The following is a 2042-nucleotide window of genomic DNA, read 5'->3' as shown; positions in this document are numbered from 1 at the left end:
TTCCTTGGTTACCATTGGATTAATAATTGTAACCGATTTTCCTGATTTAATATACTGGTTAAAATAGGCTTCTGGATCATCCACTAAAAATACTTGGAAAGCACCCTTGGGCTTAATTTCAGAACTAGCAAGAAAAGCTTTGACCTTATCATTATCAACGGAATCTATAGAATCATACTGATACACTGAGATACCAGAAACTTCTTTTCCTTCGCTATCAATATAACGAATATCTGATTGATTAATCGTAACAGCCTCTTCTGGGTAATCATCAATTGCACCAAAGCCTTTCAGAATAGCGGATGGATCTGCCTTTATTCCCTTATACTGATCATAATCCAAGGTAATATGGTAGTAATTTTTCGAACCAGCTAGAACTGTTTTTCCATCAATAATAACACCATCCTTATTATGATTGTGTTTTATTGGCTGAATTAAGTTGTTATTTGGATTATCAGGGTCATTCGGTTTACCAGGTGTCGATACCTGAACAATATTTGAATAACTTTCGTACTTATTATTAATTTTTAATTGGAAGTTATTCTTATAGGTTGCACCATCATTCGTTACTTTACCAACTAAAATTGGAGCTGGTACTTGTACTTCCTTACTTAAATCTTGATTAAGCTTAGATTTCAAACTTTCTAAGCCTTTCACACGAACAACATGGCTCGCTTTATCATAAGTTAATTCAAAATCAGAATTAATCTTCTTTGAAGCTTCAACATCTAACACAAAACCTGAAGGCAAGGCATCCACAATCTCAAAGTCTGTAGTAGCTTCACGATTAGCTGGAAGAGGCTTAGTTGTTAATTCCCACTCTACCGTTGAAAGTTTTGGTACATAGCTTTTATTAATAGATTCCCCCTTAGAATTCTTGACAAACTTTTCTAGGTTCGGACGAATTCCAAAGGAGTTATAGTGATAATGAATTTCAGGTTTAGGAATAACGTTTGGAACAGGCGTTAGTAATGGAGCTGGAGGTAATTCTTTTAAGGGTTTTGTTTCTTTCAATTTAGGAGCTGTCACAGTTGAATGGACAACACCCTTAGCTGAGGAGCCAAATAAGTTAAACTGTAAACCTCCAGAAGCTTTAATAAAGCTAGAAGCATTACTATAGTCAAAATCCCCATCTTTAACCGTTCCATCTAAAACACTTTTTCTTGCATAAAAAGTATAGTCAAAACTGTCTCCGTAACCACTAACCAAATAGGTTCCCGCAGGGGCTTGAGCTTTATCTCCATCTATCCCATCTTCAAAAGGAGCATAAACTTTATGACCTTCATGGATTTTTAAACCTCGATAATAAGAACCACTATACGATAGTTTATCTTCATCTGGAGAATATAACTGATCTTTTAAAGTGACATCACTAAACACAAACTCTGAACCTTGATTCCAATCGACATCCGAAATCATTGTAGAAAGTGCTACTTTTGCCTTTTTCCCATTCTTTAAAAATTCTACATGAAATTTAAGACTATGCAAATTATTATAATAGAACATTAGACTATCATCTTTAGCTGCCTTACCAACAGTTAGACTAGGTATATCTAAAGATTCTCTAATTGTCGCATTGTCCTTATCTGTATTTAAAAAAGGATTACTTGTATACTTGTAAGCAATTTTTGGCTCTTCAGAAACCGTAAAACGTAGATCTAGTTTACTACCATCTTCAAATTCTCCAACATTAGCTAGCTTAAATGTCAAACCTTTATGAACATCATAAAACTTTGTAGATAAAGTCTTATCGCCCGTACCTTCTTTCCATGGATCCTTATAAGCTCTATTGACAAATTTATCTGGTACTCCAGCTATATCTTCCACTTTTGTATCTGTTTTCCAACGAATACTTCCAGTCAAAGTTTCCGCATGTGTCTTTCCCTTATCATTTAATAATAGGAAGTCATAATATTTAATTCCACCCTGCTCTTTACTTTTCAAGTCACGAATCTTGTCCTTGAACTTCCCACCATCTGAACCTAGTAAGTTTTCTAACTCTGAACTAAGCCAATCTTTACCAGGATCACCAGCTAACTTTT

Annotated in this window: 1 protein-coding gene; it reads right to left on the bottom strand. The window is 34.7% G+C overall.

The window, feature by feature from the left end; all coding sequences use genetic code 11:
- On the bottom strand, window positions 1-2042 hold a 2042-nt coding region (locus ADH54_RS09855), incomplete at both ends, for an SspB-related isopeptide-forming adhesin (protein ID WP_342666615.1).

Source organism: Streptococcus pseudopneumoniae (assembly GCF_001072315.1).
Taxonomy (GTDB): domain Bacteria; phylum Bacillota; class Bacilli; order Lactobacillales; family Streptococcaceae; genus Streptococcus; species Streptococcus pseudopneumoniae_R.
The sequence above is the reverse complement of the archived record's forward strand: the minus strand, read 5'-3'. Positions and strand labels throughout refer to the sequence as shown.